The organism is Citrobacter sp. Cb023, assembly GCF_030336805.1.
Classification (GTDB): domain Bacteria; phylum Pseudomonadota; class Gammaproteobacteria; order Enterobacterales; family Enterobacteriaceae; genus Citrobacter; species Citrobacter braakii.
The window spans coordinates 110,998-132,875 of sequence record NZ_JAOWCV010000040.1 but is presented as its reverse complement, the minus strand read 5'-3'; the positions used below and the strand labels follow the sequence as shown (position 1 = coordinate 132,875).

Here is a 21,878-nt window from a genome sequence, read left to right as displayed (position 1 = left end):
ATATAAGGGGTTGTAGATGTTAGGTATTATTTTGACGGGCCATGGCGGGTTTGCCAGCGGAATGGAAAAAGCGATGAAACAGATTTTGGGTGAACAGACTCAGTTCATCGCCATCGACTTTCCGGAAACCTCAACCACAGCCTTACTCACCTCGCAACTTGAACAGGCGGTGAGTGAACTGGATGCTCAGCAAGACATCGTGTTTCTAACAGACCTGTTGGGCGGGACGCCATTTCGCGTAGCTTCTACGCTGGCCATGCAAAGGCAAGGTACTGAAGTGATCACCGGTACCAATCTACAACTGCTACTGGAGATGGTGCTGGAGCGCGACGGCCTGAGCAGCGAAGCGTTTCGTTTGCAGGCGTTGGAGTGCGGACACAGGGGTTTAACCAGTCTGGTGGACGAGCTGGGACGCTGTCGCGAGGAAAACCCCGTTGAGGAAGGGATATGACAAAGCGATTGCGCGCCAGGCGTCTACTAACCGAACAGGGATGGCTGGATGATCATCAATTACATATTAAAGACGGTATCATTGCAGCAATAGAGCCAATCCCGTCCGGTGTTATGGAGCGCGACGCTGAACTGCTTTGTCCAGCTTACATTGATACTCACGTACACGGTGGTGCAGGCGTCGATGTGATGGATGAGGCACCGGATACGCTCGACAAACTGGCGATGCACAAAGCGCGTGAAGGGGTAGCCAACTGGCTACCCACTACCGTCACCGCTCCACTACCGGATATTCACAGTGCGCTGGAGCGTATTGCCCGTCGCTACCATTGCGGCGGGCCTGGCGCACAGGTGCTGGGCAGTTATCTTGAAGGCCCATATTTTACGCCGCAGAACAAAGGGGCGCACCCGCCTGAGCTTTTCAGGGAACTGGAGCTCAGTGAACTGGCTGAACTGATTACTGTTTCCCAGCACACATTGCGCGTCGTTGCGCTGGCACCAGAAAAAACTGGCGCATTGCAGGCTATCGAATATCTGAAGCGGCGCAACGTCCGAGTGATGCTGGGCCACAGCGCAGCCAACTGGGAACAAACCCGCGCGGCCTTTGATGCAGGTGCTGACGGATTGGTTCACTGCTATAACGGTATGACTGGCTTACATCACCGGGAGCCCGGTATGGTTGGCGCAGGGTTAACCGACCCTCGCGCCTGGCTGGAGCTTATCGCTGACGGACACCATGTCCACCCGGCGGCCATGAAGCTGTGCTGCTGTTGCGCGAAAGAGAGACTGGTGCTGATCACAGATGCCATGCAGGCTGCAGGAATGCCTGACGGGCGCTATTCGCTCTGCGGTGAGCAAGTGGAAATGCGCAGCGGAATTGTGCGTACCACGTCCGGTGGCCTGGCTGGCAGCACGCTCTCGGTTGATGCAGCCGTACGAAATATGATCGAGTTCACCGGGATAACGGCAGAAGAGGCAATTCATATGGCCTCTCTCCACCCTGCACGTCTGTTGGGAATCGATCGCCAACTGGGATCGTTAGCGGTGGGTAAACGTGCCGACGCGATCGCGCTTAATAGCGGGCTGCATTTACAACAGATCTGGATTCAGGGTCAGGCTCTCCCCCTTTGACCTTTCATTTTGTCTTGTGTTGGCCTGCGATCCTTGATCGCAAGGCCTTTCTTTTCCTTTCGCTTAAGGAAATACTCAACCACCTTACAACAACTCTTATCTTTATAGATCAATAAGATAATTACATCCCTCGCTCTCACGATCACAATTTTCGTTTTATTTCATTTCATCTTATTGACCTTTCGATTTCTTTTCTATAGATTTTAATTAATAGATTATATGAGCAAGTGAAACGAAACGAAACGAAAGATAGCGATATTTTCGCCAGCGTCTTATGTGGATTTTACAAGACTAAGGACTTAAGTTATGCCAGAAACCTATACCCCTGTTACTGCGGTAACGGGCACCTGGACCGAAGAAGAGATCCGTCAACAACCTGCCAGTTGGATCCGTTCTCTCACCAATATCGACAATATTCGATCCGCCATTGATAGCTTTCTTGCGCCATTGTTGCGCAAAAACGATCTGCGGATCGTACTAACCGGGGCCGGGACCTCAGCATTCATTGGCGACATCATCGCCCCGTGGCTGGCAAGCTACACCGGAAAAAACATCACTGCCGTTCCGACCACTGACCTGGTCACCAATCCGATGGATTATCTGAATCCCGCACATCCACTGCTGCTAGTTTCTTTCGCTCGCTCAGGTAACAGCCCAGAAAGCGTTGCTGCAGTAGAACTGGCTAATCAGTTTGTATCTGAGTGTTATCACCTGCCAATCACCTGTAACGAAGCTGGTTGCCTGTATCAAAACGCAGTCGCAAGCGACAATGCCTTTGCTCTGTTAATGCCCGCAGAGACACATGACCGTGGTTTTGCCATGACCAGCAGCATTACCACCATGATGGCCAGTTGCCTGGCAGTATTCGCCCCAGAGAAAATCAATAGTCAGACCTTCCGCGACGTAGCCGATCGGTGCCAGGCGATCCTGATTTCACTGGGCGATTTCAGCGACGGTGTGTTCGGCAATGATCCGTGGAAACGGATCGTCTACCTTGGTAGCGGTGGATTACAGGGAGCTGCGCGTGAATCGGCACTGAAAGTTCTGGAACTGACTGCGGGTAAACTGGCTGCATTTTATGACTCCCCGACCGGCTTTCGTCACGGTCCAAAGTCGCTGGTTGATAACGAAACGCTGGTAGTGGTTTTTGTTTCCAGCCACCCCTATACACGTCAGTACGATCTCGATCTATTGGCAGAGTTACGCCGCGATCGTCAGGCGCTACGAGTTGTCGCAATTGCCGCACAAACCCATGAAGTGATTGAAGCTGGCCCACATATTCTGCTGCCGCCAGCACGCTCTTTCATTGATATGGAATTAGCGTTCTGCTTCCTGATCTACGCCCAGGTCTTTGCTTTGACGCAATCCATTAACATCGGCAATACACCGGATACGCCTTCTGCCAGCGGCACTGTGAACCGCGTTGTACAGGGCGTTGTTATTCATCCCTGGAACGCCTAAAAGGATCGTTATATGAGCATTATTTCCACAAAATACCTCCTGCTGGATGCACAAAAAAAAGGCTACGCCGTACCCGCCTTCAACATTCACAACGCCGAGACGATCCAGGCGATCCTTGAAGTATGCAATGAAATGCGATCGCCCGTGATCCTCGCCGGAACCCCAGGTACCTTTAAGCATATTGCACTGGAAGAGATCTATGCACTGTGCAGCGCTTATTCCACCAGCTACGACATGCCGCTGGCGTTACATCTCGATCATCATGAGTCTCTGGACGATATTCGCCGCAAAGTAAATGCAGGAGTACGCAGCGCAATGATCGACGGCAGCCATTTCCCGTTTGAAGAAAACGTGAAGCTGGTGAAATCCGTCGTAGATTTTTGCCATGCCAAAGATTGCAGCGTCGAAGCAGAGTTAGGTCGCCTCGGCGGTGTTGAAGATGACATGAGCGTGGATGCCGAAAGCGCCTTCCTCACCGATCCACAAGAAGCCAAACAGTTTGTTGAGCGTACCGGCGTAGACAGCCTTGCAGTCGCCATTGGTACGGCTCACGGCCTCTACACCAAAACGCCTAAAATCGATTTCCAACGGCTGGGTGAAATTCGTGAAGTAGTCGACGTTCCACTGGTACTACATGGCGCAAGCGATGTCCCTGACGAATACGTCCGCCGCACGATCGAACTTGGTGTGTGCAAAGTTAACGTTGCTACCGAGCTGAAGATTGCCTTTGCCGATGCAGTCAAAGCGTGGTTTGCGGAAAATCCACAAGGTAATGATCCCCGTTATTATATGCGGGTCGGTATGGATGCGATGAAAGAAGTGGTGCGTAGCAAAATTAATGTATGCGGCTCAGCAAACAAATTGATGGCTGTCCGCGAATTATCGTGACTATCGTTATATTTCTTTTTTATTCTTGAGTGCTATCTGCATAATGTCTGTTAGCACTCATTATTCGAATAATAGAGATATATAGCATTTAAATTACGCTGAATAAATTCATAAACTTGATACTGCAATAATAATATATTTCAATAATCAATGTAATTCAATCTTTTTATGGTGAGGATTAAAATATGAGTGGTCCAAAAATTCTGTTAACCCGCATTGATAACCGATTAGTACATGGACAGGTTGGCGTCACATGGACATCCACAATTGGTGCTAACTTGTTGGTCGTTATTGATGATGACGTTGCTCAAGATGAGATTCAGCAGAAATTAATGAGCATCACTGCTGAAACTTACGGTTTTGGCATCCGCTTTTTTTCCATAGATAAAACCATAAACGTTATCGGTAAGGCCGCACCACATCAGAAAATCTTTCTTATTTGTCGGACGCCACAAACAGTAAGAAGATTGCTCGAAGGAGGTATTCAACTGAACGATGTCAATGTGGGTAACATGCATTTCTCTGAAGGCAAAAAACAGATAAGCAGCAAAGTTTACGTTAATGAACAAGATCTTGATGACCTGCATTTTATAAAAAAACAGGGTGTTCATATTTTTATTCAGGATGTCCCTGGAGATCAAAAAGAACAGATTCCTGATTAAAAGGCTAAACAACTTTTTCATAATAAAAGGATTTATTTTCTTGAGGTGATATATATGCATGAAATAACCCTTATTCAGGGTATATCCCTGGCTGCATTAGTTTTCTTTCTTGGAATCGACTTTTGGCTGGAAGCCTTGTTTTTATTCAGACCGATTATTGTATGTACTTTAACCGGCGCTATTCTGGGTGATATTCATATTGGCCTAATAACAGGTGGTTTGACCGAGTTGGCTTTTGCTGGCCTAACCCCCGCAGGAGGCGTACAGCCACCCAATCCAATAATGGCCGGTTTAATGACCACTGTTATCGCATGGTCTACCGGCGTGGATGCCAAAACAGCCATCGGTCTTGGTTTGCCCTTCAGCCTTCTAATGCAATACGTAATATTGTTCTTTTACTCAGCATTCTCTCTGTTTATGGCAAAAGCCGATAACTGTGCGAGAGAAGCAAACACAAGCGCATTTACGCGTCTGAACTGGCTGACAACACTGATTGTTGCTTCTTCATACGCCATCATCGCCTTCCTGTGTACGTATCTGGCACAGGGCGCTATGCAGTCACTGGTAAAAGCCATGCCCGCCTGGTTAACACATGGATTTGAAGTGGCGGGGGGCATTTTGCCTGCTGTTGGTTTTGGTTTGTTGCTCCGCGTGATGTTCAAAGCACAGTACATACCTTACCTGATTGCTGGCTTCCTCTTCGTCTGCTACATCCAGGTTAACAACCTACTGCCCGTCGCCGTATTGGGCGCAGGCTTCGCCGTATATGAATTTTTCAATGCGAAAGCCAAACAGCAGGCTCAACTTGCCACTAATAAAAACAATGAAGAAGAGGACTATAGCAATGGGATCTGAAATCAGTAAAAAAGACATTACTCGCCTTGGCTTTCGCTCGTCATTTCTTCAGGCCAGCTTTAACTATGAAAGGATGCAGGCAGGTGGTTTTACCTGGGCTATGCTCCCGGTACTAAAAAAAATTTATAAGGATGATAAAGCCGGTCTAAGCGCGGCGATGAAAGACCATTTAGAATTTATCAATACCCACCCTAATCTGGTCGGTTTTCTGATGGGATTATTGATCTCAATGGAAGAAAAGGGGGAAAACCGCGACACAATTAAAGGCTTGAAAGTGGCGCTATTTGGACCTATCGCCGGGATCGGCGATGCCATTTTCTGGTTCACCTTACTGCCTATTATGGCGGGGATCTGTTCATCTTTCGCCAGCCAGGGAAACATACTGGGACCAATTTTGTTTTTCGCCGTTTATTTGATGATCTTTTTCTTGCGCGTCGGCTGGACGCATGTCGGTTACTCGGTAGGTGTTAAAGCTATCGACAAAGTACGAGAAAATTCGCAGATGATCGCCCGCTCAGCAACGATCCTCGGGATCACAGTTATTGGCGGGCTTATCGCATCCTATGTGCACATTAACGTTGTAACTTCTTTTGCAATCGACAGTACCCACAGCGTGGCATTACAGCAGGATTTTTTCGATAAAGTATTCCCGAATATTTTACCGATGGGCTACACGTTACTGATGTACTACCTGTTGCGGGTGAAAAAAGCACATCCAGTACTGTTAATCGGCGTGACGTTTGTACTGTCAATTATCTCTTCAGCACTCGGCATACTTTAAACGAAATAAGGGTGAAGCAGCCTGCAACACCCTACTTCAAAAGGACTCGAAAAATGCAATATATTCAGTATTGCGACAATTATGACGTATTGAGCGATCGCGCCAGCGAACAGTTAATTACGCTGATACAGAATAAACCTGATGCAACCATCTGTCTGGCAACAGGAGGCACCCCCCTTCTCACATATCGCTACTTTGTCGAGAAAATTAACCAACGTAATATCGATTTTAATCGAGTGGTTTTCGTGAAATTGGATGAGTGGGTCGGTATTCCGTTGAACTCTCCTGCAACGTGTGAATCTTTCCTGCAACAACACATCGCTCAACCGCTGGGTTTACGAGCTGAACAGTTGGTTGGTTTTCAATCTGAAAATGTTAACGAGCAGGAATGCGAGCGCATCACAGAGATTATTGCCAGCCGAGGCGGCCTCGATTTATGTCTGCTCGGAATAGGCAAAAATGGCCATTTGGGATTGAATGAACCCACAGAGCTCCTGGAGCCGTTTTGCCATATCAGCGTACTTGAGGAGAAAACGCGCCATCATGACATGTTAAAAACAGCTGGTAGTCGTGTGACTCACGGCATTACGCTGGGATTGAAAGACATCCTGAATGCAAAAGAGATTTTGTTGCTGATAGCAGGTGAAGGGAAGCACGATGCGGTAGAAAAATACCTAGCCGCCTCCGTTACTACTACTATTCCTGCTTCATTTTTATGGTTGCACCGCAATGTCAGTTGCCTGATTGACGGCTCACAATATCCTGATAAATAAAATTTACAGCAACCGCCACATCCCCCTGACGCAGCAACGCGTTGCAGTTTGCCTTTTAACTGCAACGCTTTCAGCAATTTCTTCCGACATTTCTTCCGACATTTCTTCCGACAAGCCGGTGATTAATCCAGGCCTTCTTACTCCCCCTGCTGTTCCAGCGCGTACTTATACAGCGCATTCTTCTTCACGCCGTGGATCTCAGCGGCCAGTGCGGCGGCCTTTTTCAGCGGCAGCTCTGCCTGCAATAAGGCCAACGTACGCAGCGCATCAGCCGGAAGGTCGTCTTCTTGCGCTTTGTGTCCTTCGACAATCAGCACCATTTCGCCTTTACGACGGTTTTCATCTTCCTTGACCCACGCCAGCAGTTCGCCGACCGGCGCACCATGAATGGTTTCCCAGGTTTTGGTCAACTCACGCGCCAACACCACGTAGCGGGATTCGCCCCAGACAGCAACCATGTCTTCCAGGCTATCCAGCAAACGGTGGGTGGATTCATAAAAAATAAGCGTACGCGGTTCAGCCTCAATGGCTTTCATCGCATCACGACGCCCTTTCGATTTGGCAGGCAGAAAACCTTCATAGCAAAAGCGGTCTGAAGGCAGACCTGCAGCGCTCAGGGCAGCAATCGCCGCGCAAGGGCCTGGCAGGGGAACAACGCGGATCCCTGCTTCGCGACAGGTCCGTACCAGATGGTAACCAGGATCGTTAATCAGCGGCGTTCCGGCATCAGAAACCAGCGCAATGTTTTGCCCTTCTTTAAGCTTCGCCACCAGCGTTTCGGCCTTTTGCTGCTCGTTGTGATCATGTAAAGCGAACAAACGCGCGTTAATCGCGAAGTGTTGTAACAAGAGTCCTGTATGACGAGTGTCTTCAGCGGCAATCAAATCAACGGCTTGTAAAACTTCGAGCGCTCGTTGGGTAATATCAGCCAAATTTCCTATAGGAGTAGGTACAATAAAGAGTTGGCCTTGAGAATTATCCGCCGATTCGTGTTGTTTCATTGTGTCGTCCGTATTGCCGATTTAATATTGAGCATTGAGTAAAAAAATATCACTGGATACAGTATGGTACCCTCAACATTTTCTCGTTTGAAAGCCGCACGCGCGCTACCAGTCATTCTGGCTGCACTGATTTTCGCAGGCTGTGGCACCCAGGCGCCAGACCAGAGTGCAGCCCATATGCAGGGCACTGCGCAGGCTGATTCCGGCTTTTATCTGCAACAAATGCAGCAAAGCTCAGATGATAGCAAGACCAACTGGCAATTACTCGCCATTCGTGCACTGCTGAAAGAAGGCAAGAGCCAGCAGGCTATCGAGCTGTTCAACCAGCTACCACAGAAGCTAAGCGATACCCAGCGTCGTGAACAGTCACTGCTGGCCGTCGAAATTAAGCTCGCGCAGAAAGATGTCGCTGGCGCACAGGCCCTGCTGGATAAGCTAACCCCCGCCGATTTTGATCAAAACCAGCAGGCGAGATACTGGCAGGCGCAAATCGACGTCAACCAGGGTCGTCCATCGCTGACGCTACTGCGCGCCCTGATCGCCCAGGAACCGCTGCTGGCCGCGAACGCTAAGCAGAAAAACATGGATGCCACCTGGCAGGCGCTGTCATCCATGACCCAGGAGCAAGCGCAGACGCTGGTCATCAATGCGGATGAAAACGTGCTGCAAGGCTGGTTAGATCTCCAGCGCGTCTGGTTCGATAACCGTAACGATCCAGACATGATGAAAGCCGGTATTGCTGACTGGCAGAAACGTTATCCACAAAACCCGGGGGCAAAACTGTTGCCAACGCAGTTGGTTAACGTGCAGAGCTTTAAACCCGCTTCCACCAGCAAAATTGCTCTGCTGCTGCCGCTGAACGGTCAGGCCGCTGTATTTGGCCGTACTATTCAGCAAGGCTTTGAAGCTGCGAAAAATATGGGTACTCAACCCGTAGCGGCCCCTGCTGTTGCCGCGCCTGCTGCGGATACAGCGGCTGCGACGACCACGGAACAGCCGCAAACGACTGACGGTGTTGCCAGCCCGGCTCAGGCGTCAGTAAGCGATCTGACCAACGAGACGCCAGCACAGCCAGAAGCTACAGCTCCACCACCAACAGCGCCTACGCAGCCAACAACCGCCAGCACACCAGCGAATCCGTCCGCGGAGCTGAAAATCTACGACACGTCATCACAACCGCTGAATCAGATCCTGACTCAGGTTCAGCAGGATGGCGCCAGCATCGTGGTTGGCCCACTGTTGAAGAACAATGTTGAAGAGCTGATGAAAAGCAACACGCCATTAAACGTCCTGGCGCTTAATCAGCCGGAGTCGGTGAAAAACCTGCCGAACGTCTGCTACTTCGCTCTGTCGCCAGAAGATGAAGCGCGCGACGCAGCACGCCACATTCGCGATCAAGGAAAACAGACGCCGCTGTTGTTGATCCCGCGGAGTTCGTTAGGCGATCGCGTTGCCAACGCCTTTGCACAGGAGTGGCAAAAACTGGGTGGCGGCGTGGTGCTGCAGCAGAAGTTCGGCTCCACCGCTGAGCTGAAAATGGGCGTCAACGGCGGCTCGGGGATTTCCCTGACGGGTAGCCCGGTGGCCTCTTCTGTACCCGCGCAGCCTGGCGTGACGATTGGCGGTCTGACCATCCCGGCAGCACCTACCGATGCGCAAATCACCGGCGGCAGCGGTCGTGTTGATGCCGTATATATTCTGGCAACGCCGGAAGAAATTGCATTTATAAAGCCGATGATCGCCATGCGCAACGGTAGCCAGAGCGGTGCCACGCTGTACGCCAGCTCCCGTAGCGCGCAGGGAACTGCCGGCCCGGATTTCCGTCTGGAGATGGAAGGCTTGCAGTACAGCGAAATTCCGATGCTGGCAGGCGCTAACGCCCCTCTCATGCAGCAGGCGCTGGGCGCGGTTCGTAACGACTACTCGCTGGCACGTATGTACGCGATGGGCGTCGATGCCTGGTCGCTTGCCAACCACTTCTCGCAGATGCGTCAGGTGCAGGGTTTCGAAATTAACGGCAACACCGGAGCCTTAACCGCAACGCAGGATTGTGTGATTAACAGGAAGTTATCATGGCTCAAATACCAGCAAGGACAAGTCGTCCCCGCCAGTTAACGAGTAAACAGACCGGTGACGCGTGGGAATCCACCGCGCGTGACTGGCTGCAGAGCAAGGGACTGCATTTTATCGCCGCCAACGTGCATGAGCGTGGCGGCGAAATCGACCTGATAATGCGTGAAGGCAACACCACCGTATTTGTTGAGGTTCGCTATCGGCGCTCAGCCCAGTTTGGCGGTGCAGCGGCGAGTGTGACCCGGAGCAAACAACACAAATTATTACAGACTGCCCGCTTGTGGCTTGCGCGCCACAATGGAAGTTTTGATACTGTGGATTGCCGGTTCGATGTGTTAGCCTTCACCGGAAATGATGTTGAGTGGTTTAAGGACGCGTTCAACGACCGCTCATAGTTGAAGATTCAGAGCCTGGTTCTTAAGGATTAGCGTGTTAGATAGAATTAAAGTCTGCTTTACAGAAAGCATTCAAACTCAGATAGCTGCGGCTGAAGCACTTCCGGATGCGATCTCCCGTGCAGCCATGACGCTGGTTCAGTCCCTGCTCAATGGCAACAAAATTCTCTGTTGTGGTAATGGGACGTCCGCTGCCAACGCACAGCATTTTGCTGCCAGCATGATCAATCGTTTTGAAACAGAGCGCCCAAGTTTACCTGCGATTGCACTAAATACTGATAATGTGGTCTTAACTGCGATTGCCAACGATCGCCTGCACGACGAAGTTTATGCAAAACAAGTCCGTGCGCTGGGACATGCAGGTGATGTTCTGCTGGCAATCTCTACGCGTGGTAATAGCCGCGATATCGTAAAAGCCGTTGAAGCCGCCGTGACACGCGACATGACAATTGTCGCACTGACCGGGTATGACGGAGGGGAGCTGGCCGGGTTACTGGGGCCGCAGGATGTTGAAATCCGTATCCCTTCACACCACAGCGCCCGCGTTCAGGAAATGCATATGCTGACGGTCAACTGCCTTTGCGATCTCATCGATAACACGCTTTTCCCTCACCAGGATGATTAAGGAGTACACATGAAGGCATTTTCGCCGCTTGCTGTGATTATCGCTGCCCTGCTACTGCAAGGCTGTGTCGCTGCCGCCGTTGTCGGAACTGCTGCTGTCGGCACCAAAGCCGCGACGGATCCTCGCAGTGTAGGCACCCAGGTAGATGACGGAACCCTGGAATTACGCGTCAATACCGCGTTGTCGAAAGATGCCCAGATCAAGAAAGAGGCGCGTATCAACGTGAGCGCGTATCAGGGTAAAGTGCTGCTGGTCGGTCAGTCGCCAAATAGCGAACTGTCTGCGCGGGCAAAACAGATTGCGATGGGTGTAGAAGGTACCACTGAGGTCTTTAATGAGATCCGTCAGGGTCAGCCAATCGGCCTGGGCGATGCGTCTAACGATACCTGGATAACCACTAAAGTACGTTCCCAGTTGCTGACCAGCGATCAGGTGAAATCCTCTAACGTGAAAGTCACCACCGAAAACGGGGAAGTGTTCCTGTTGGGTCTGGTGACTGAACGTGAAGCGAAGGCTGCGGCAGACATCGCCAGCCGGGTAAGCGGCGTGAAACGCGTCACGACGGCTTTTACGTTTATTAAGTAAGACTGCTACAAATGCCGGATGGGGACGCCAGAGCGTCCTCTCCGGCATTTTATTTGGCTCTTTCGCGCAGTTCGGAAGAGGTCAGGATCGAAACGCCTTCATGTCCAGGTGCCAGTGCCTCCGCCAGCATAGCCCGGGCTACATCACGCGCCTCAATCGACTTCCAGTTCCCCGGCAGCAGCCGAAATAACGGCGCTAAAAACCTCTCATTCGCCCGCTGTTTATCCCGTTCTCCGAGTAACATTGAAGGCCGAACAATCGTCAGCCGCGGCCAATTTTGCGCGATCAGCGCCTGCTCCATTTCCCCTTTCACCCGGTTATAAAAAAACGGTGAATTGGCATTGGCACCCATCGAACTGACCACCAGCATATGCTGAGCGCCCAACCGACGCCCCGTCAGGGCCGTGTCCACCACCAGCGTATAGTCAGCATGGATAAACGCTTCTTTGCTACCCGCTTCACGCCGGGTGGTTCCCAGACAACAAAAGACAATATCTACCGGATCGGTGACCTGCGCCAGCGCATCGGTTAGCTGCGGATCATAGGGATTATAGACGCCAGCCGTATCAGCCAGCGGTCGACGCGTCGGTGCCGTGATGGCATTGACCCGGGGCTCATTGAGCAGCATACGCAGCAAATTTCCGCCTACCAGCCCCGTTGCGCCTGTTATTAACACCTGACTCATCGCTAATCTTCCCCTGACTCTTTAATCACTCTATTAACTATAGATCACGTTGCCAGTGCATTTTTTTGCCAAAGCCCAGCGTGTTGTCCGTGAATTTGACTTCATCCAGTCGAATCTCCCACACGGGCGCAGGCAGCATTCTGGCAACCGGGAAACGGCGGTTGTAGGCATTACGCGCGGCTTCACTCTCCTGCCCTTCAAGACGCCGGATTTCCCCTTTAAACTGTACGCCACGAATCAGGGCGACCGTTTTGGGCTGACCATTTATCGTGCCGGCAATCGGCGCGCGCGGCCCGGACATCTGCGCATGGCGCGTTTTCTCTTCGGTCAGCACATAGAACACCATCTTCTGCGCATCAAAAAGGTAAAACGCATTGGCGCACCATAATTCACCGTCATGATGTACACACCAGGTCACGACGTGCTGCTTTGCCAGCCAGCGGGTCACCGCAGTCAGTGTTTCCATTTCTGTTCTCTTTTATACTGTAGGCCTGAAAATTATCACGTCGATGGTGACAATGACACCCTGGTATCTGTACCTGATCCGTACTGCGGACAACGCCTTATACACCGGAATAACCACCGATGTGCAGCGCCGCTATAAGCAGCATCAAAGTGGGAAAGGCGCGAAGGCGCTGCGCGGAAAGGGGGAACTCACGTTGGCATTTGCGGCTCAGGTCGGCGACCGTTCGCTGGCCCTGCGCTTAGAATATCGCGTCAAACAGCTTACAAAGCGGCAGAAAGAGCGCCTTGTTGAAGGCGAAGGGCTTGAGGCACTACTGAGCAGCCTGCAAACCCCCGGCGCTTAAAAACGATTGAAGTAGTCGTGGTATTCCACAAGGCCCGTCACACCCTCCAGCGCATCGTCCGCCAGGCGATGAACCTGGAACGCGCTTTCGGTGCCCGGCCAGCGGCAACGCAGGTCATGATGGGCAGCCAGCTCAAAACCAAAGCGGCTGTACAGCGCCGGATCGCCCAGCGTAACCACCGCGGCGTAACCAAACTCGTTCAGGGAATCGAGTCCTTCATAGACCAGCTGACGCGCCAGGCCCTGTCCACGGTAGTTTTCATCCACCGCGAGCGGCGCCATGCCGACCCATTGCAGGTCTTCGCCCTGGACATCGACAGGGCTGAACGCGACGTAACCCACTACCTGACCTTCGTCATCGGTAGCAACCAGACCCAGCGTTATGAAACCGTCTTCACGCAGGTCGTGCACTAATTTCGCTTCCGCATCGCTCTCAAATGAACGACGCAGCAATGCATCAATACCTGGGGCATCAATGGGAATTTCAACTCGAATCAGCATGGCTCACCTACCGAAGTCTGTTTGGTTTCTGGCGACGTTTTCATTCCCGCCTCAACAAAATCCGCCAACTGCATCAGCATGACGCGCAACGCTTTAGGCATCTGATCCAGTTCGATGGCGTCCATCAGATTTTTTACATACAGCCCTAATTCTGTATCACCTTCAATCACCAGGCGACGCTGGAAGAACAGCGTATCCGGATCCTGCTTACGCGCCGCGATCATCAGGAGATCGCTGGCATCCGCGCTAAAACTCACATCCGCCTCTGCATTCTGGCTGACGATAAGTTTATCGTTCTCAACAGAGGTATACCATTTAAGGCCAATGTCACGCACATGAATGCTCAGCCAGCGACCGTCGAGAAACTCCAGCTCCCCATCGGCCAGCGCCTGACTAAACTGCCAGCTCAGGACCTGCTCCAGAACCTGGCGCTTCAGCGCAAAGGGCGTCAGTTTAACCGGTACACTCATCAGAGAAGGACCAAAATGTACTAAGCGTGAACGCAGTTTATCCAACACGAGCTTTACTCCCTGTTTCAATTATCCTGCTATTTTGCCATATCAAATAAACGACATAGCGGCATAAATCAACAATTCGCTACGAAATTGTTACCTCTTATTGGTATCACCAATACGACTTTAACTGCCTCAAATCAAAAATTGTCTCAGCAAGGTTAACTAAAATCCCTCTTCGTTAACATTTCTGCGCCCTTTACGGCGCAACGTTCAGGATAAATTATGGAGCTGCTCTGCCCTGCCGGAAACCTCCCGGCGCTTAAGGCGGCCATCGAGAACGGCGCTGATGCGGTCTACATCGGGCTGAAAGATGATACCAACGCCCGTCATTTCGCCGGCCTTAATTTTACCGAGAAAAAATTGCAGGAAGCGGTGAGTTTTGTCCATCAGCACCGCCGTAAGCTGCACATCGCGATTAACACCTTTGCGCATCCGGATGGTTACGCGCGCTGGCAACGTGCCGTAGATATGGCGGCGCAACTGGGTGCGGATGCGCTGATCCTCGCCGACCTCGCCATGCTTGAGTATGCCGCAGAGCGCTACCCGCATATTGAGCGTCATGTCTCTGTTCAGGCATCCGCAACCAATGAAGAGGCGATTAATTTCTATCATCGCAACTTTGATGTCGCCCGCGTGGTGCTGCCGCGCGTACTGTCTATTCACCAGGTGAAGCAACTCGCTCGCGTCACGCCAGTTCCCCTGGAAGTGTTCGCCTTTGGCAGTCTGTGCATTATGGCGGAAGGCCGCTGCTATCTTTCATCCTATCTGACGGGCGAGTCTCCTAATACGGTTGGCGCCTGCTCTCCTGCCCGTTTTGTTCGCTGGCAGCAGACCCAACAAGGGCTGGAATCTCGTCTTAATGAAGTGCTGATCGACCGTTATCAGGACGGAGAAAACGCCGGTTATCCGACGCTGTGTAAAGGCCGCTATCTGGTTGATGGCGAGCGCTATCATGCGCTGGAAGAACCCACCAGCCTGAATACGCTGGAGCTGCTGCCAGAACTGCTGGCGGCCAATATTGCCTCGGTGAAAATCGAAGGGCGTCAGCGTAGCCCGGCCTACGTCAGCCAGGTGGCGAAAGTGTGGCGCCAGGCGATCGACCGCTGTATGGCCGACCCGCAAAACTACGCCCCACAGGCCGCGTGGATGGAAACGCTCGGTTCAATGTCCGAAGGCACGCAGACCACGCTTGGCGCGTATCACCGTAAATGGCAGTGAGAGAAGAAATGAAATATTCCTTAGGGCCGGTGCTGTGGTACTGGCCGAAAGAAACGCTGGAAGATTTTTATCAGCAGGCCGCCACCAGCCAGGCCGACGTTATCTATCTTGGCGAAGCGGTGTGCAGTAAACGCCGCGCTACCAAAGTAGGCGACTGGATCGATATGGCGAAATCGCTCGCTGGCAGCGGTAAACAGGTGGTGCTGTCAACGCTGGCGCTGGTGCAGGCCTCCTCTGAACTGGGAGAGCTGAAGCGCTATGTCGAAAACGGCGACTTCCTGCTGGAAGCCAGCGATCTCGGCGTGGTAAACATGTGCGCCGAGCGTAAGCTGCCGTTTGTCGCCGGGCATGCGCTCAACTGCTACAACGCGGTAACCCTGCGTTTGCTGCTCAGGCAGGGCATGGTGCGCTGGTGTATGCCGGTAGAACTGTCCCGTGACTGGCTGGTCAATCTGCTCAACCAGTGTGAAGAGCTGGGTATTCGCAATCAGTTTGAAGTAGAGGTACTGAGCTACGGGCATCTGCCGCTGGCGTACTCTGCCCGCTGCTTTACCGCACGCTCTGAAGACCGTCCAAAAGATGAGTGTGAAACCTGCTGCATCAAATACCCGAATGGGCGCGATGTGCTGTCGCAGGAGAATCAGCAGGTCTTTGTCCTCAACGGCATCCAGACCATGAGCGGCTATGTTTACAACCTCGGCAACGAGCTGACATCGATGCAGGGTCTGGTTGATATTGTGCGTTTGTCCCCTTCAGGCAGCGACACGTTCGCCATGCTCGATGCCTTCCGCGCCAATGAAAATGGCACTGCCCCATTACCGCTTGCCGCCCACAGCGACTGCAACGGCTACTGGAAGCGACTGGCAGGTCTTGAACTACAGCCGTGATTAATAGCTCACTTTGTTAACAACATTCGCTAATCTTTAATGCAGTATTAAAAGATTAACCGGTAACAAAGTGAGCCGTTATGACTGACAAAACTATTCCGTTCTCGGTGCTGGATCTGGCGCCGATCCCTGAAGGATCTTCGGTAAAAGAGGCCTTCACACACTCGCTTGATCTCGCTCGACTGGCCGAAAAGCGCGGCTACCACCGCTACTGGCTGGCAGAACATCACAATATGACCGGCATCGCCAGCGCGGCGACCTCTGTGCTGATTGGCTATCTGGCGGCCAATACCACCACGCTACATCTTGGTTCTGGCGGCGTTATGCTGCCCAACCATTCGCCGCTGGTGATCGCCGAGCAGTTCGGTACCCTGAATACGCTGTATCCGGGACGAATCGATCTCGGGCTTGGCCGCGCGCCGGGTAGCGACCAACCGACCATGCGCGCGTTGCGCCGCCATATGAGTGGTGATATCGATAACTTCCCGCGCGACGTAGCTGAACTGGTGGACTGGTTCGACGCCCGCGATCCAAATCCTCATGTACGCCCGGTTCCCGGCTACGGCGAGCAGATCCCGGTCTGGTTATTAGGCTCCAGCCTGTACAGCGCACAGCTGGCAGCCCAGCTCGGCCTGCCATTTGCCTTCGCCTCGCACTTTGCTCCGGATATGTTGCATCAGGCGCTGCATCTGTATCGCACCCAGTTCACGCCCTCAGCACGGCTGGCAAAGCCGTATGCGATGGTGTGCATCAACATCATTGCCGCCGACAGCAACCGCGATGCCGAATTTCTTTTCACCTCAATGCAGCAGGCGTTTGTGAAACTGCGTCGTGGCGAAACCGGCCAGCTACCGCCACCGGTAGAGAATATGCATCAGCTGTGGTCCGCTTCCGAGCAGTACGGCGTACAACAGGCTCTGAGCATGTCGCTGGTTGGTGATAAGGCGAAAGTGCGACACGGTCTCGACGCCATTTTGCGTGAAACCCAGGCCGATGAAATTATGGTTAACGGCCAGATTTTTGATCATCAGGCACGTCTACATTCGTTTGACCTGGCGATGCAGGTGAAAGAAGAGTTGGTGGGGTAATCGTTGTTTTGCCCGGTGGCATTTGGCTTACCGGGCCTACGAGATCGTATAGGCCGGATTAGGCGCAACCGCCATCCGGCACTAAAAGGTTACTGGTACACAGGCAACAAATTCACGCTCGACAGAATATGGATAACCGCGTTGCCGATACCGAATACCAGGATCAGCGCAATCATCGGCTTGCCGCCCCAGACACGGAATTTCGGGCTGCCAAAACGCTCGCGGGATTTACGGGCCAGCAGCGCCGGAACAATGGCGGCCCAGATGGTCGCGGCAAGCCCTGCATAGCCAATGGCGTACAGGAAACCGTTCGGCCACAGCAGGCCACCGACAATCGGCGGGACAAACGTCAGCAATGCCGTTTTAAAACGTCCCATTGCCGAGTCATCAAAGCCAAACAGATCCGCCAAATAGTCAAACAGACCGAGCGTGACCCCGAGGAATGAACTCGCCACCGCAAAGTTGGAGAACACCACCAGCAGCAGATCCAGACTGCGGCTGTTCAGCACGCCGCTCAGCGCCTGTACCAGCACATCAATGTTACCGCCCTGCTGCGCAATACCGATAAATTCCGGACGCGGGATGTTACCCATCGTCCCCAGTAACCATACGGTATACAGCACCAGCGCCAGCAACGTGCCGTACACCAGGCACTTAACGATGGTCTTCGGATCTTTGCCGTAATACTTCATCAGGCTCGGGACGTTGCCGTGATAGCCGAATGAGGCCAGGCAGAACGGTAACGTCATCAGCAGGTACGGCGTATACGAAGCGTTGCTCTGCGCCACGTTAAACAGCGTAGTAGGCGTAACATGCCCCAGCAGACTGCCGAAGGTCAGGAAAAAAGTAATCACCTTCGCGCCCAGCACAATCGCCGTCATGCGGCTAACCGCTTTGGTGCTTAACCACACCACGAACGCCACCAGCAGCGCAAAACCAAGACCCGCCGCACGCGCCGGAACGTTCAGCGACATCTCCGAGAAGGTGTGATGCAGGATCGAACCACTCGCCGAGATATACGCATAGGTAAGGATATAGAGAACGAAAGCAATCGAGATGCCGTTCACAACGTTCCAGCCTTTGCCCAGCAGATCTTTCGTGATGGTGTCAAAGCTGGAACCAATGCGGTAATTGAGGTTAGCTTCCAGGATCATCAGCCCGGAATGCAGCATGCAAAACCAGGTGAAGATCAGCGCCGCCATTGACCAGAAGAACCACGCCCCGGACATGACCACTGGCAGAGAAAACATCCCCGCGCCAATAATGGTGCCGCCGATGATCACCACGCCGCCAAGCAGCGAAGGTGACGTTTGGGTGGTGGTTAGTGTTGCCATTTAGCCATCTCTCCAGTCATTTATATTGTGACTACATTTCAATGTGCTGCACTGTACCAGTACACGAGTACAAATGAAATAAAAAAAGCCCCAATTGTTGAGATCGGGGCTGTATATTTTACTTTACGGTATTAAACCGTAATTTCGCATGGATTACGCATCACCACCGAAACGACGACGACCAGCGGAATCATCACGACGCGGAGCAGAAGAATCGTCACGACGCGGACCGCGGTTGCCTTCACGACGTTCGCCGCTGAAACGACGACCTTCGCTACGACCGCCTTCACGACGCTCGCCGCTGAAACCACGACCTTCGCCACGACCGCCTTCACGACGCTCACCGCTGAAACGGCCACCGCCACGACGCTCACCACCGGTGTGCGGAACTGCATCGCCAACCAGCTGCATGTTCATCGGCTTGTTCAGGATGCGAGTACGGGTAAAGTGCTGCAGCACGTCGCCCGGCATACCTTTCGGCAGCTCGATGGTTGAGTGGGAAGCAAACAGCTTGATGTTACCGATGTAACGGCTGCTGATATCGCCTTCGTTAGCAATCGCACCAACGATATGACGGACTTCAACACCGTCATCACGGCCCACTTCAATGCGGTACAGCTGCATATCGCCAACGTCACGACGTTCACGACGCGGACGGTCTTCACCACCACGCTCATTACGGTCACCACGCGGGCCACGATCGTTGCGGTCACGCGGACCACGATCGTCACGGTCGCGGAATTCGCGTTTCGGACGCATCGGCGCATCTGGCGGCAGGATCAGCGGACGTTCGCCCTGAGCCATTTTCAGCAGTGCGGCTGCCAGCGTTTCGATATCCAGTTCTTCTTCCGGCTGCATTTTCGCCAGCAGAGCACGGTACTGATCCAGATCGCTGCTTTCCAGCTGCTGCTGTACTTTAGCGGCGAATTTTTCCAGACGGCGTTTGCCCAGCAGGTCTGCGTTCGGCAGTTCTACTTCCGGAATAGTCAGCTTCATGGTGCGTTCGATGTTACGCAGCAGACGACGCTCACGGTTCTCAACGAACAGCAGCGCGCGACCCGCACGGCCCGCACGACCGGTACGGCCGATACGGTGAACGTAAGATTCGGAATCCATCGGGATGTCGTAGTTAACAACCAGGCTGATACGCTCAACGTCCAGGCCACGGGCCGCAACGTCGGTAGCAATCAGAATATCCAGACGGCCATCTTTCAGACGCTCCAGAGTCTGCTCACGCAGGGACTGGTTCATGTCGCCGTTCAGTGCAGCGCTGCTATAACCGCTACGCTCCAGCGCTTCTGCCACTTCCAGGGTCGCATTTTTGGTACGAACGAAGATAATCGCCGCATCAAAGTCTTCTGCTTCCAGGAAACGCACCAGCGCTTCATTTTTACGCATGCCCCAGACGGTCCAGTAGCTCTGGCTGATGTCAGGACGGGTAGTTACGCTGGACTGAATGCGTACTTCCTGCGGCTCTTTCATAAAGCGGCGGGTAATACGACGAATCGCTTCCGGCATAGTCGCGGAGAACAGAGCGGTCTGATGACCTTCCGGGATCTGCGCCATGATGGTTTCAACGTCTTCGATGAAGCCCATACGCAGCATTTCATCAGCTTCGTCCAGTACCAGACCGCTCAGTTTGGAGAGGTCCAGAGTACCGCGCTTCAGGTGGTCCAGCAGACGGCCCGGCGTACCGACAACGATCTGTGGTCCCTGACGCAGGGCACGTAATTGCACGTCATAACGTTGGCCGCCGTACAGGGCAACCACGTTCACGCCGCGCATGTGTTTAGAAAAATCCGTCATGGCTTCTGCAACCTGAACCGCCAGTTCGCGGGTCGGTGCCAGCACCAGAATCTGAGGTGCCTTCAGCTCAGGATCAAGATTGTTGAGCAGCGGTAAAGAGAACGCTGCAGTTTTGCCGCTACCCGTCTGGGCCATACCCAGAACATCGCGGCCGCCCAGCAGATGCGGAATGCACTCTGCCTGGATTGGAGATGGTTTTTCGTAACCCAGATCGGTAAGGGCTTCAAGGATAGGAGCCTTCAGGCCCAGATCTGCAAAAGTGGTTTCGAATTCAGCCATGTAGTACGTGTGCCTCAAAATTAATGGCGGCCAGTCTACATAACTCATCATGAAATTGATCTGCAATTTTCATTGAAAAGTGTGAACCGGCTCAAAGTAGGTGTATTAACGAACAACAACGCCCTCACCCGTGAAGGTGATGGCAATCAAAAAAGATTACGGGCTGATGTGTACGTCAGCTATTGCTGGTCCGATTCTGCCAGGTCATCTTGGTCCTGGCCCAGGAGCGATAATTCCAACAATGCGTATCGGTGCTCAACAAAGTTATGAACGTTGTTAGCCACCGCCAGTTTGAACAATGCCGTAGCGTTGTCCAAATCCCCCAGACTTAGGTAGTACTTACCTAAATAGAAGTTGGTTTCACTGAGATGCTCAGCGAGCGAGGTGTTATCCGTTGCGTCCGCCTTTAGGCGTTCCATCAGCGTTGCTTCGCTAATGTTGCCCAGGTAGAACTCGACAATGTTCCATCCCCATTGCTCTTTATCCGATTTCTCAAAGCGTTGCTTTAACGCTTCTTTAGCCTGCTTCTCATCGAGCTTCTGCTCGGCGAGATAAAGCCACAGACTACGGAAAGGATCATTGGGATCGTCTTGATAAAACGCTAGCAGATCATCTTGCGCTAACTTGTCGCGACCGCCGTAATACAATGCGATACCGCGATTTAAGTGCGCGTAGTTGTAAGTTGGATCAAGCTCAAGTACAGAATCAAACGCTTCATAGGCAGCATCAAAATTGCCTGCCTGCGTTAAATATATACCTAAGTAATTGAATACTTCAGGCATATCTGGTCGGATTGCCAGCGCTTGTGAAAAATCATTTCGCGCCAGTGCCCTCAGACCGAGACTATCATACAACACTCCGCGCTCATATAAAAGCTGTGCGCGTTCGTCATCGGTTAAAGCCCGACTGGCAAGAATTTGTTCCATACGTGCCAGAATCACTTCCTGCTGCAAAGTCGGTTGCAATGGTACTGCGAGGACTTCACTCTTACGCCAGGCGGAATTACTGCATCCAGCCAGCGTGAGTGCTGTCGCAACGAAACACCAGCGCAAAAAAGGCTTCATTTCCCACTCCCGA

24 protein-coding genes and 1 pseudogene are annotated in these 21,878 nt (G+C 52.6%); 16 read left to right on the top strand and 9 right to left on the bottom strand.

Features of this window, described 5'->3' with window-relative positions:
- The first annotated feature begins 16 nt into the window (after positions 1-16).
- From agaF to OGW44_RS21535, 8 genes are all read left to right on the top strand, one after another.
- Entirely contained in the window at positions 17-451 is a 435-nt protein-coding gene (gene agaF / locus OGW44_RS21570; RefSeq protein ID WP_047413962.1) for a PTS galactosamine/N-acetylgalactosamine transporter subunit IIA, read from the top strand.
- Entirely contained in the window at positions 448-1,581 is a 1,134-nt protein-coding gene (nagA, locus tag OGW44_RS21565; protein WP_047413961.1) for an N-acetylglucosamine-6-phosphate deacetylase, read from the top strand. Before agaF ends, nagA begins: the two co-directional genes overlap by 4 nt.
- A 306-nt stretch (positions 1,582-1,887) precedes the next feature.
- Complete coding sequence (locus OGW44_RS21560) at positions 1,888-3,042, top strand: AgaS family sugar isomerase (RefSeq protein WP_047413960.1); 1,155 nt, start codon at positions 1,888-1,890, stop codon at positions 3,040-3,042.
- Between the two features lie 12 nt (positions 3,043-3,054).
- Entirely contained in the window at positions 3,055-3,930 is an 876-nt protein-coding gene (gene kbaY, locus OGW44_RS21555) for a tagatose-bisphosphate aldolase subunit KbaY (protein ID WP_016157555.1), read from the top strand.
- A 185-nt stretch (positions 3,931-4,115) separates the two neighbouring features.
- The gene (agaB, locus tag OGW44_RS21550; RefSeq protein WP_016157556.1) at positions 4,116-4,592 is read left to right on the top strand and encodes a PTS galactosamine transporter subunit IIB; all 477 of its coding nucleotides are present in this window, start codon (positions 4,116-4,118) and stop codon (positions 4,590-4,592) included.
- Between the two features lie 54 nt (positions 4,593-4,646).
- Positions 4,647-5,447, top strand: a complete 801-nt coding sequence (gene agaC, locus OGW44_RS21545; protein ID WP_016157557.1) for a PTS galactosamine transporter subunit IIC — start codon at positions 4,647-4,649, stop codon at positions 5,445-5,447.
- Positions 5,437-6,228, top strand: coding sequence for a PTS galactosamine transporter subunit IID (gene agaD / locus OGW44_RS21540; protein WP_047499692.1), 792 nt, complete (start codon positions 5,437-5,439; stop codon positions 6,226-6,228). The genes agaC and agaD overlap by 11 nt, the downstream gene beginning before the upstream one ends.
- A gap of 53 nt (positions 6,229-6,281) precedes the next feature.
- The gene (locus OGW44_RS21535) at positions 6,282-7,001 is read left to right on the top strand and encodes a galactosamine-6-phosphate isomerase (RefSeq protein ID WP_016157559.1); all 720 of its coding nucleotides are present in this window, start codon (positions 6,282-6,284) and stop codon (positions 6,999-7,001) included.
- Between the two features lie 137 nt (positions 7,002-7,138).
- Here the strand turns inward: OGW44_RS21535 and rsmI are convergent, their stop codons facing one another.
- Positions 7,139-8,002 carry a 16S rRNA (cytidine(1402)-2'-O)-methyltransferase gene (gene rsmI, locus OGW44_RS21530; RefSeq protein ID WP_016154652.1) on the bottom strand — a complete coding sequence of 288 codons (864 nt, stop codon included), beginning with the start codon at positions 8,000-8,002 and terminating at the stop codon, positions 7,139-7,141.
- A gap of 63 nt (positions 8,003-8,065) precedes the next feature.
- Here rsmI and OGW44_RS21525 point away from each other — a divergent pair, with 63 nt between their 5' ends.
- Genes OGW44_RS21525 through dolP form a run of 4 tightly spaced genes read left to right on the top strand, consistent with a single transcriptional unit; the run spans position 8,066 to position 11,680 of the window.
- Positions 8,066-10,117, top strand: a complete 2,052-nt coding sequence (locus tag OGW44_RS21525) for a penicillin-binding protein activator (RefSeq protein WP_185654419.1) — start codon at positions 8,066-8,068, stop codon at positions 10,115-10,117.
- Positions 10,075-10,470, top strand: coding sequence for a YraN family protein (locus OGW44_RS21520; RefSeq protein ID WP_019077774.1), 396 nt, complete (start codon positions 10,075-10,077; stop codon positions 10,468-10,470). Before OGW44_RS21525 ends, OGW44_RS21520 begins: the two co-directional genes overlap by 43 nt.
- A gap of 34 nt (positions 10,471-10,504) precedes the next feature.
- A complete protein-coding gene (diaA, locus tag OGW44_RS21515; RefSeq protein WP_003024948.1) occupies positions 10,505-11,095 on the top strand; it encodes a DnaA initiator-associating protein DiaA in 591 nt (196 codons plus the stop codon).
- A gap of 9 nt (positions 11,096-11,104) precedes the next feature.
- Positions 11,105-11,680 (top strand): division/outer membrane stress-associated lipid-binding lipoprotein, encoded by a 576-nt coding sequence (gene dolP, locus OGW44_RS21510; RefSeq protein ID WP_003024954.1) that lies wholly within the window; start codon positions 11,105-11,107, stop codon positions 11,678-11,680.
- A 49-nt stretch (positions 11,681-11,729) separates the two neighbouring features.
- Here dolP and OGW44_RS21505 read toward each other — a convergent pair whose 3' ends face one another.
- Both OGW44_RS21505 and OGW44_RS21500 read right to left on the bottom strand, forming a co-directional pair.
- Positions 11,730-12,365, bottom strand: a complete 636-nt coding sequence (locus OGW44_RS21505) for an NAD(P)H-binding protein (protein ID WP_016154656.1) — start codon at positions 12,363-12,365, stop codon at positions 11,730-11,732.
- Positions 12,366-12,402: 37 nt separating this feature from the next.
- The gene (locus tag OGW44_RS21500) at positions 12,403-12,831 is read right to left on the bottom strand and encodes a YhbP family protein (protein WP_185654418.1); all 429 of its coding nucleotides are present in this window, start codon (positions 12,829-12,831) and stop codon (positions 12,403-12,405) included.
- Between the two features lie 43 nt (positions 12,832-12,874).
- Here OGW44_RS21500 and OGW44_RS21495 point away from each other — a divergent pair.
- A pseudogene (locus tag OGW44_RS21495) lies at positions 12,875-13,184 on the top strand (GIY-YIG nuclease family protein).
- Here OGW44_RS21495 and OGW44_RS21490 read toward each other — a convergent pair.
- On the bottom strand, positions 13,171-13,674 hold the full coding sequence (locus tag OGW44_RS21490; protein ID WP_016157563.1) for a GNAT family N-acetyltransferase: 504 nt from the start codon (positions 13,672-13,674) through the stop codon (positions 13,171-13,173). The pseudogene OGW44_RS21495 and the gene OGW44_RS21490 overlap by 14 nt on opposite strands.
- Entirely contained in the window at positions 13,668-14,192 is a 525-nt protein-coding gene (ubiT, locus tag OGW44_RS21485) for a ubiquinone anaerobic biosynthesis accessory factor UbiT (protein ID WP_016154660.1), read from the bottom strand. Before ubiT ends, OGW44_RS21490 begins: the two co-directional genes overlap by 7 nt.
- A 219-nt stretch (positions 14,193-14,411) precedes the next feature.
- Here ubiT and ubiU point away from each other — a divergent pair, with 219 nt between their 5' ends.
- The 3 genes from ubiU to OGW44_RS21470 all read left to right on the top strand — a co-directional run bounded on the left by ubiU (position 14,412) and on the right by OGW44_RS21470 (position 17,382).
- Positions 14,412-15,407 (top strand): ubiquinone anaerobic biosynthesis protein UbiU, encoded by a 996-nt coding sequence (gene ubiU / locus OGW44_RS21480; RefSeq protein ID WP_016154661.1) that lies wholly within the window; start codon positions 14,412-14,414, stop codon positions 15,405-15,407.
- Positions 15,408-15,415: 8 nt separating this feature from the next.
- Positions 15,416-16,294 carry a U32 family peptidase gene (locus OGW44_RS21475; protein WP_019077776.1) on the top strand — a complete coding sequence of 293 codons (879 nt, stop codon included), beginning with the start codon at positions 15,416-15,418 and terminating at the stop codon, positions 16,292-16,294.
- A gap of 80 nt (positions 16,295-16,374) precedes the next feature.
- Entirely contained in the window at positions 16,375-17,382 is a 1,008-nt protein-coding gene (locus tag OGW44_RS21470) for a luciferase-like monooxygenase (RefSeq protein WP_075848832.1), read from the top strand.
- 89 nt (positions 17,383-17,471) lie between these two features.
- Here OGW44_RS21470 and mtr read toward each other — a convergent pair whose 3' ends face one another.
- From mtr to nlpI, 4 genes are all read right to left on the bottom strand, one after another.
- On the bottom strand, positions 17,472-18,716 hold the full coding sequence (mtr, locus tag OGW44_RS21465; protein ID WP_016154664.1) for a tryptophan permease: 1,245 nt from the start codon (positions 18,714-18,716) through the stop codon (positions 17,472-17,474).
- A 153-nt stretch (positions 18,717-18,869) separates the two neighbouring features.
- Positions 18,870-20,801 carry a DEAD/DEAH family ATP-dependent RNA helicase gene (locus tag OGW44_RS21460; protein ID WP_047413955.1) on the bottom strand — a complete coding sequence of 644 codons (1,932 nt, stop codon included), beginning with the start codon at positions 20,799-20,801 and terminating at the stop codon, positions 18,870-18,872.
- Entirely contained in the window at positions 20,794-20,874 is an 81-nt protein-coding gene (gene yrbN, locus OGW44_RS21455) for a protein YrbN (protein ID WP_010723222.1), read from the bottom strand. Before yrbN ends, OGW44_RS21460 begins: the two co-directional genes overlap by 8 nt.
- A 106-nt stretch (positions 20,875-20,980) precedes the next feature.
- Positions 20,981-21,865: a lipoprotein NlpI gene (nlpI, locus tag OGW44_RS21450; protein WP_003024982.1), complete on the bottom strand. Its 885-nt coding sequence runs from the start codon at positions 21,863-21,865 to the stop codon at positions 20,981-20,983.
- Positions 21,866-21,878 lie beyond the last annotated feature (13 nt).

Bases quoted from the DNA above. Each gene is read 5' to 3' on its own strand.
- agaF (WP_047413962.1), top strand. From the start codon at position 17: ATGTTAGGTATTATTTTGACGGGCCATGGCGGGTTTGCCAGCGGAATG.
- nagA (WP_047413961.1), top strand. From the start codon at position 448: ATGACAAAGCGATTGCGCGCCAGGCGTCTACTAACCGAACAGGGATGG.
- OGW44_RS21560 (WP_047413960.1), top strand. From the start codon at position 1,888: ATGCCAGAAACCTATACCCCTGTTACTGCGGTAACGGGCACCTGGACC.
- kbaY (WP_016157555.1), top strand. From the start codon at position 3,055: ATGAGCATTATTTCCACAAAATACCTCCTGCTGGATGCACAAAAAAAA.
- agaB (WP_016157556.1), top strand. From the start codon at position 4,116: ATGAGTGGTCCAAAAATTCTGTTAACCCGCATTGATAACCGATTAGTA.
- agaC (WP_016157557.1), top strand. From the start codon at position 4,647: ATGCATGAAATAACCCTTATTCAGGGTATATCCCTGGCTGCATTAGTT.
- agaD (WP_047499692.1), top strand. From the start codon at position 5,437: ATGGGATCTGAAATCAGTAAAAAAGACATTACTCGCCTTGGCTTTCGC.
- OGW44_RS21535 (WP_016157559.1), top strand. From the start codon at position 6,282: ATGCAATATATTCAGTATTGCGACAATTATGACGTATTGAGCGATCGC.
- rsmI (WP_016154652.1), bottom strand. From the start codon at position 8,002: ATGAAACAACACGAATCGGCGGATAATTCTCAAGGCCAACTCTTTATT.
- OGW44_RS21525 (WP_185654419.1), top strand. From the start codon at position 8,066: ATGGTACCCTCAACATTTTCTCGTTTGAAAGCCGCACGCGCGCTACCA.
- OGW44_RS21520 (WP_019077774.1), top strand. From the start codon at position 10,075: ATGGCTCAAATACCAGCAAGGACAAGTCGTCCCCGCCAGTTAACGAGT.
- dolP (WP_003024954.1), top strand. From the start codon at position 11,105: ATGAAGGCATTTTCGCCGCTTGCTGTGATTATCGCTGCCCTGCTACTG.
- OGW44_RS21505 (WP_016154656.1), bottom strand. From the start codon at position 12,365: ATGAGTCAGGTGTTAATAACAGGCGCAACGGGGCTGGTAGGCGGAAAT.
- OGW44_RS21500 (WP_185654418.1), bottom strand. From the start codon at position 12,831: ATGGAAACACTGACTGCGGTGACCCGCTGGCTGGCAAAGCAGCACGTC.
- OGW44_RS21490 (WP_016157563.1), bottom strand. From the start codon at position 13,674: ATGCTGATTCGAGTTGAAATTCCCATTGATGCCCCAGGTATTGATGCA.
- ubiU (WP_016154661.1), top strand. From the start codon at position 14,412: ATGGAGCTGCTCTGCCCTGCCGGAAACCTCCCGGCGCTTAAGGCGGCC.
- OGW44_RS21475 (WP_019077776.1), top strand. From the start codon at position 15,416: ATGAAATATTCCTTAGGGCCGGTGCTGTGGTACTGGCCGAAAGAAACG.
- OGW44_RS21470 (WP_075848832.1), top strand. From the start codon at position 16,375: ATGACTGACAAAACTATTCCGTTCTCGGTGCTGGATCTGGCGCCGATC.
- mtr (WP_016154664.1), bottom strand. From the start codon at position 18,716: ATGGCAACACTAACCACCACCCAAACGTCACCTTCGCTGCTTGGCGGC.
- OGW44_RS21460 (WP_047413955.1), bottom strand. From the start codon at position 20,801: ATGGCTGAATTCGAAACCACTTTTGCAGATCTGGGCCTGAAGGCTCCT.
- yrbN (WP_010723222.1), bottom strand. From the start codon at position 20,874: ATGAAAATTGCAGATCAATTTCATGATGAGTTATGTAGACTGGCCGCC.
- nlpI (WP_003024982.1), bottom strand. From the start codon at position 21,865: ATGAAGCCTTTTTTGCGCTGGTGTTTCGTTGCGACAGCACTCACGCTG.